6 protein-coding genes are annotated in these 6,090 nt (G+C 63.9%); all 6 read left to right on the top strand.

Features of this window, described 5'->3' with window-relative positions:
* Window positions 1-675: 675 nt before the first annotated feature.
* The 6 genes from WDW90_RS34010 to WDW90_RS33985 all read left to right on the top strand — a co-directional run bounded on the left by WDW90_RS34010 (window position 676) and on the right by WDW90_RS33985 (window position 6,006).
* Window positions 676-1,032 carry a hypothetical protein gene (locus tag WDW90_RS34010; RefSeq protein WP_336492109.1) on the top strand — a complete coding sequence of 119 codons (357 nt, stop codon included), beginning with the start codon at window positions 676-678 and terminating at the stop codon, window positions 1,030-1,032.
* A 384-nt stretch (window positions 1,033-1,416) separates the two neighbouring features.
* Window positions 1,417-3,738, top strand: coding sequence for a toprim domain-containing protein (locus WDW90_RS34005; RefSeq protein WP_336492107.1), 2,322 nt, complete (start codon window positions 1,417-1,419; stop codon window positions 3,736-3,738).
* Between the two features lie 460 nt (window positions 3,739-4,198).
* On the top strand, window positions 4,199-4,579 hold the full coding sequence (locus WDW90_RS34000; RefSeq protein ID WP_336492106.1) for a hypothetical protein: 381 nt from the start codon (window positions 4,199-4,201) through the stop codon (window positions 4,577-4,579).
* A gap of 23 nt (window positions 4,580-4,602) precedes the next feature.
* Window positions 4,603-5,082, top strand: coding sequence for a hypothetical protein (locus WDW90_RS33995; RefSeq protein WP_336492104.1), 480 nt, complete (start codon window positions 4,603-4,605; stop codon window positions 5,080-5,082).
* A gap of 8 nt (window positions 5,083-5,090) precedes the next feature.
* Entirely contained in the window at window positions 5,091-5,591 is a 501-nt protein-coding gene (locus tag WDW90_RS33990; protein ID WP_336492103.1) for a hypothetical protein, read from the top strand.
* 7 nt (window positions 5,592-5,598) lie between these two features.
* Entirely contained in the window at window positions 5,599-6,006 is a 408-nt protein-coding gene (locus WDW90_RS33985; RefSeq protein ID WP_336492101.1) for a hypothetical protein, read from the top strand.
* Window positions 6,007-6,090 lie beyond the last annotated feature (84 nt).

Genomic DNA, 6,090 nt, shown 5'->3' with positions numbered 1-6,090 from the left:
CGAACTCGCCAAGCCCGTTACCAAACCGCCTGATCCGGACGCGCTCCCGAAAGCCCTCAAGGTTGTTGCAGCCGCCAAGGAGGTCTCGCATCCAGACACCGAGCGTGTTCCGAAACATCCAATCCGCGACAGGACGCAGGTAGGACCTTGCAGCCGAAGGAAGTCTCGGAAACACGGTGGACAAAGCCAATTGCAAGGTGAGCAGATATTCCGCCTACGCCTCGCGATTGCCGCCTCAAAGTGGCGGCTTTGCAACAGTTCGGCAACGTCGCGTTTCAGGACCGAAAAAAATTTCGGTGTCCGTTTTCGCTACCTCTTCAAGCACTTACTAAGATTTAGGACATTATGCACATATTCAGCTATTGACACAACATCTGGCGCGGAACGCTAGAGCGGGACACCAGTTATTGATGTGACGGCCCTATGTGCGTTAATGTGCTGAAACCGATGGGGACGAGCGGATCGACGCATCCAGCGTTGTCGCGCTCCTCGCCCATCGGGAGATGTCTGGCCCACGAGTGGGATCTGCAAGCCAGGCATTTTCCTTCAACTGCGCACCCGAAGGTTCGCCCGCACAGTTAGATCATACTCGATCCATCATGTCACGATTTTGCCCCCTGCAGGCTCGTGAGGCTGTGCAAAGCCTTTGAGTGCGTTGATCTTTGGGATCTTCGCATGATGCATTCCGTTGCCGCTGTCCGACCGGGCGGCGTTGGCAGTGAGTTCGGCTGTGCCGCGCCCGCTGTCCTGAAACCCTACGACCCCAACGACGCCATCGGTATCAGCAAGGCGCGCGCCCTCTCGGGCGAGGAGCGGCTGCGGCTGATCGGCTTGGCCCAGCGCTATGGCCTCGGCCGCAAGATCGGTGCGCGCTGGGCTTTCTCACGCGTGGCGCTGCGCGCCTTCCTTGATGGCGATGAGGAGGGGCTTGCCGCCTACCTCGCTGGCGATCGCACCGGCCCCGCTGTCACCCGCGCCTACCAAGCCGCGGGCGTGCCGCTTCAGGGCAGGCCTTCGACCTCGCCAGCCTAAGCCGCACCGGCGCTACAAAGCAATCTAGAACAACCAACCTGCTGGGCAAATAAAAAGCCCGGCGAGTTCGAGCTCGCGCGGGCTTTAGATAGGACATTCCTCAATGCAAACCCTGTGTAACCGGCCTGCAGTAGCAGGTCAAGAGGCCGTTTGTGCCTCCGATCCCGCACGCCTGTGCGTTGGAAAACTCTTCGCGGAGCAGAGTGATCCCTGTTGCTTTGAGCAGCCCGCCACCTGCAGACAACGCTTTCTGCCCGCCTCGGCAGACATTCTCGCCAGCGAGGCGTGGTCAGTTCGCATGATCAGCGATCGCTTCGGCCTCTCGGCTCCCATGGCTGTCCTCGTCATGAGCCTTGCCGGCATTGGCCCGCAGGAGGGCGCACGATGATGCACAAGCGCAGTCCTCTTGCTCTCGATGCTCGGCAGGTTGCTCGGGCTCTTGGCGGCCGTGCCTACGGCAACCGCGTCTCGGCCCCAGGGCCGGGCCACAGCCGCAGGGATAAGTCACTGACGGTCTTCGTCGATCCGAAAGAGCCGGACGGCTTCACCGTCCATTCGCACGCCGGCGACGACTGGCAAATGTGCCGCGACTATGTCCGCGAACGCCTCGGGCTGCCCAAGTGGCAGCCCTCTACCGCTCCTCAGGCAGCGTCCGAGCGGGTCATCCCGTTCCCGCGAGCGGAAGCTCAGCATGGTGAGAAGCCGACGCCGTTCGATGACACGTGGCTGCGGCGCGATGGGTACGCCTGCACGGCCGAGTACGCCTACACCGTCGATGGAGAGCTGCTCTACCAGCTCCTGCGTTACGAGCACCCGTCCAAGCCCAAGGAGGTGCGGCCGCGCCACCGCGGCGCCGACGGCCGCTGGTACTGGAAATGTGGCACTGAGCGGCGCCCGCTGTACCGGCGCGACTATCTCGCGCGGCGCACCCCAGGGCCGGTCTTCGCCACGGAGGGCGAGAAGGATGCGGACCGGGTGGCTGCCCTCGGGCTTCGGGCTGTCACGGCAGCCTTCGGAACTTGGACCGAGGAGGCGGTCCAGGATCTTGAAGGCGAAGACTGCCTGATCCTGGAGGACAATGACGAGGCGGGCCGGAAGAAGGCGCAGGACCTCGCAGCCCTGCTCCACGGCGTCGCTCGCAGCACCCGCATCGTGCGCCTGCCGGGCCTGCCCGAGAAGGGCGACGTGTCCGACTACCTGGATGCCGGCCACGATCGCGAGCAGCTGCTCGAGGTCGCGCTCGCTGCTCCGCTCTGGATATCTGACGCGGATGAACCGAGCCCTGCGGCCGACCCTGAGCCCGGATCAGAACACAGCGCAGAAGATCCGGCTCTCCGGCAGGTCGCCAAGGACCAGGACGGCACGATCCGAGACGCCGAGACGGGCGAGATCCTGACGCCTACGAACGAAGGTCCAGGCGATGTGCTGAACAGCCTCAGCCTCGGCCACGACGTGGGCTGGACCTACCCAACTGGCTTGCTCGGCGAGATGGCGGACTGGATACTGGCCTCATCCCGGCGGCCTAACCGTCCTCTGGCTGTCGCGGCCGCCGTGGCGGTGCTGTCTGGCGTCTGCGGCCGCCATCTCTACGGGCCGACCGGCACGGCTCTGAACCTCTACATCGTCATGCTGGCCGACACCGCTGTCGGTAAGAACCGGCCTCTGAGTGCCGTCGGCGAGATCCTGGACGCTGCCGGCTTGGGCATCCTTCACGCCACGGCCAAGGGCTTCTCCGCCTCAGCCATCGAGCAGATGATGGCAGACCACCCCTGCTGTGTGGCGACAGCCGACGAGATCGGCGCCAATCTCCTCGGGCGCATGTCGCACAAGAACGGCAACCCGCACGAGCATGCCATGCGCGGTGTGTTCCTGGAGCTCTGGTCGCGTGAGCAGGGGCAGTCGGCCTTTCAGCTGACCCGCAGGGCCAAGGCGGCTGAGGTCAAGGACAAGGCTGTCCAGGCAATCCCGTCTCCGTCTCTGACCCTGTTCGGCGCCTCGACCACGGAGGCGTTCTACAGCGCCGTGACGGTCGGCAGCGTGCGGGACGGCTTCCTTAACCGCTTCCTGCTGGTCGAGGCCGCCCCGCGCGCCAAAGCACAAGAGGCTCCAGCAAGCGCGCGCGTCGTGCCCGACCATATTGGTCAAGCCTTATGGGACATCATCCCGGAGGGAGAGGGCAACCTGCAGACCAAGCTCGGCAATTACCAGCTCATGATCAAGCCTTGTGAGGACCGCCTGGACTGGCAGAGCGAGGCAGTGCGGCAGCGCGCGCTCGACTTCGAGGAGGAGATCCTAGCGCTGGGTGATGCCAACAAGGACTGCGCGCCGCTGATGGGCCGCATCTTCGAGTACAGCGTGCGCCTGGCCAGCCTGCACGCGGTCTCACGCGAGGGGCGCGCAGCCAAGGTGACCCTGTCTGACCTGGAATGGGGTGCTGCGTGGGCGGTGTCGTCCGCACGCGTGCTACTCAACGGCGCCACGAGAAACATGGCGGGCAGCGACTACGAGGCCAAGTTCAACGCCGTGCGCAACACCATCCAGGCGGCCGGGATGCTGACGCGCCTGGAGCTCGCCAGGAAGATCCGGAACGTGTCTGCGCGTGAGCGCGACGACATCATCCGGCACCTGCTGGACGGCAACTGGATTGAGGAGATCGTCGTCCCCTCGCCGGGCCGTCATGCGCACGGCTGGCGCTGGATCGGCTGACCCTTCCTTCCAGGAACTCGGGAAGGAAGCCCCAGCCCCGGGATCCTTCCTTCCCAGCTCTCAACCTCGTGCGGGATGCCCACTAAAGGAAGTAATATATAAAAATCAATAACTTACGTATGTACAACCTTCCTTCCTTCCCTCCCTGCTTCTCTTTTTTCTAGGCGTTTTCAGCTCTTTTCCTCCCTCAGCCCGAGCCCCCGGGAAGGAAGGAAGGAAGGGTCTCGGCCTGAGCCGACGCAGGCTGCACTCCGTTGCAGGTTCAAATTCCTATCCATGCACAGCCCCCGCACTCTGCCCTCTCGCTCGCACGGCCAAGATCAGCGATGATCCTGCTCAAGGCCGCGGGCGGCGGCAGGGGATGGGCATGCGCGCGGTCTGGGTGGGTCTGGTCGGGGCGGTTCTAAGCGTTAGTGCAGTAGCGGCGGCACCGAGATCCTGTCCCGCAGATCGCGCCACGGTGCGGGTGGAAGACACCGGCGTGCGATACGCCAGTCAGCCCGTCGAACGCACAGACCTCATCGGTAAGACGTTCAAGGTGCACCGCTACACCGAGCACCGAAGGATGTACTTCAGCGAGCCCCGCGGCGTGATGATGAACGTCGGGTACGAGGGCTACGAGCTGAAAGGGGCCGCTGGCACATTCGTGGTTCGGCGCGATCATGTCGACGGCACCCCTGCGATCGCCCCTGTAAGCTGGACGGATGGGCCGTCGCCTTACCGCAGCAAGATCGCGTGGGGTGAAGGACACCCGAAAACCGTCAAGGTCGGCGGCAGCCTCGACTACGTCCTGGGCGGCCCTTTCACGTCGCTCACCCTCAGAGTCATCGCTTGCCGATAATCGGCCGAGTCCAGGAGCAGAGCATGCGCGCGGTCATTGTGGGTCTGGTCGGGGCGGTTCTGGCTGCCGGCGGGGCGCAGGCAAAGGTGTGCCGCCTCGATGGGCTAGAGGTGGTTGCCACCTCGCGCGGCGGTGACAATGTGAACCCTGAACTGATCGGAGCCCGCTTCAAAGTCGTCAAAAAAGCCAGCGCCTTTAAGACCATACCCGATGAGATGGGGAGCCTCGGCACCATGACGACTGGCTGGATTGAGGCCGAGCTAAATGGCGTCCAAGGGCGCTACGTCGTCCATCAAAGCTACATCCCGCACAGTTCCCCTTGGATCGGGGCAGGCTCTACGACCGCAGATGATCCCGACGTCAAAACCAAATGGGGCAAGCGGGACCGAGCAGGGGAACGCAAGCTATTTGAACGTGACGGTACGTTCGACGTCTACAGCGGTCCGCTCGCGGGTCTGACGCTTGAGCCGACAAACTGCCACTCGCGCGGGAAGCGGGAGTGAGAGAGCTGATGCGCACGATAGGCATCGGATTGGTTGCGGTGGCTCTGAGCGCCAGTGCGGCAGGAGCAGCTGAGAGGGCGTGCCGACTGGATGGCACCGAGCTTGTTGCGGAGGTGGCCGGCCCAGCGGAGATGAAGCGTCCAGATCTGGTGGGGCAGCACTTCCGCGTTGAGCGTGTCGCGAGCTGGACGAAGCGCGTCCCTGGGCGCGAGCCAAGCGAGACGCTGACCATCGCCGAGATCTCGGTCGCGGTTGAGGGCAAGGCCGGCCGTTACGTCATCTCCCAGGGCTACACACCGCACAGCGTGCCGTGGATCATGGCGACCTCCTGGGCACCTAAAGATGCCAAGTCGGCCGATTTGGCGGGGGCCGAGGACGTGCAGGTCGTCGATTGGTCGAAGCGAGACCGGAAAGCCGAGGCTTCTTACTTCGCCGAGGAGATCGCCTCCTTCAACGTCTACGACGGCCCATTCTCCGGAATGAGCCTATCGCCCGTTCGCTGCCGGTAGGGCGCTCATGCGTACCATCATGCAGGCGCTGATCGGTCTCCTCGGGACGGCTCTGAGTGTCGCCAGCGCGGAGGCGAGATCCTGTCCAAGGACGTACTCCGTCGAGGACGTCGGTTCGGTGATGAGGAGGCCCGTGAAACGACCGGACCTCGTCGGCAAGACGATGCGCGAGATCCGGCGAGCTGGAGGCCGGCGGTGGTCCGCTGTTGAGGTCGCCTATCGAGCCGAGCGGTTCACAGTTCGCTACGATGTGACGCCCAGAGCAACGCCGGCCGTCATGGGCTTTTCGTGGAAGGGCTCGACCGCTCCCAACGTCTCATGGGCACAGCACGCCCCTTCAGACGACGTAATCGGCGCCACCATAGAGGACGGCCCATTGTCGGGCTTCACGCTGACGTTAGACCCATGCGAGTAGCGAAGACGGGAATGCGCGCGGTTCTGATCGGGCTCCTCGGGATGGTTCTAGCGGCAAGTGCAGCGGAGGCAGAAATCGTCGTTC

It is taken from the genome of Methylobacterium nigriterrae, assembly GCF_037106235.1.
Classification (GTDB): Bacteria; Pseudomonadota; Alphaproteobacteria; order Rhizobiales; family Beijerinckiaceae; genus Methylobacterium; species Methylobacterium nigriterrae.
Note: the sequence above shows the minus strand (reverse complement) of the source record. Positions and strands in the feature narration are given on the sequence as shown.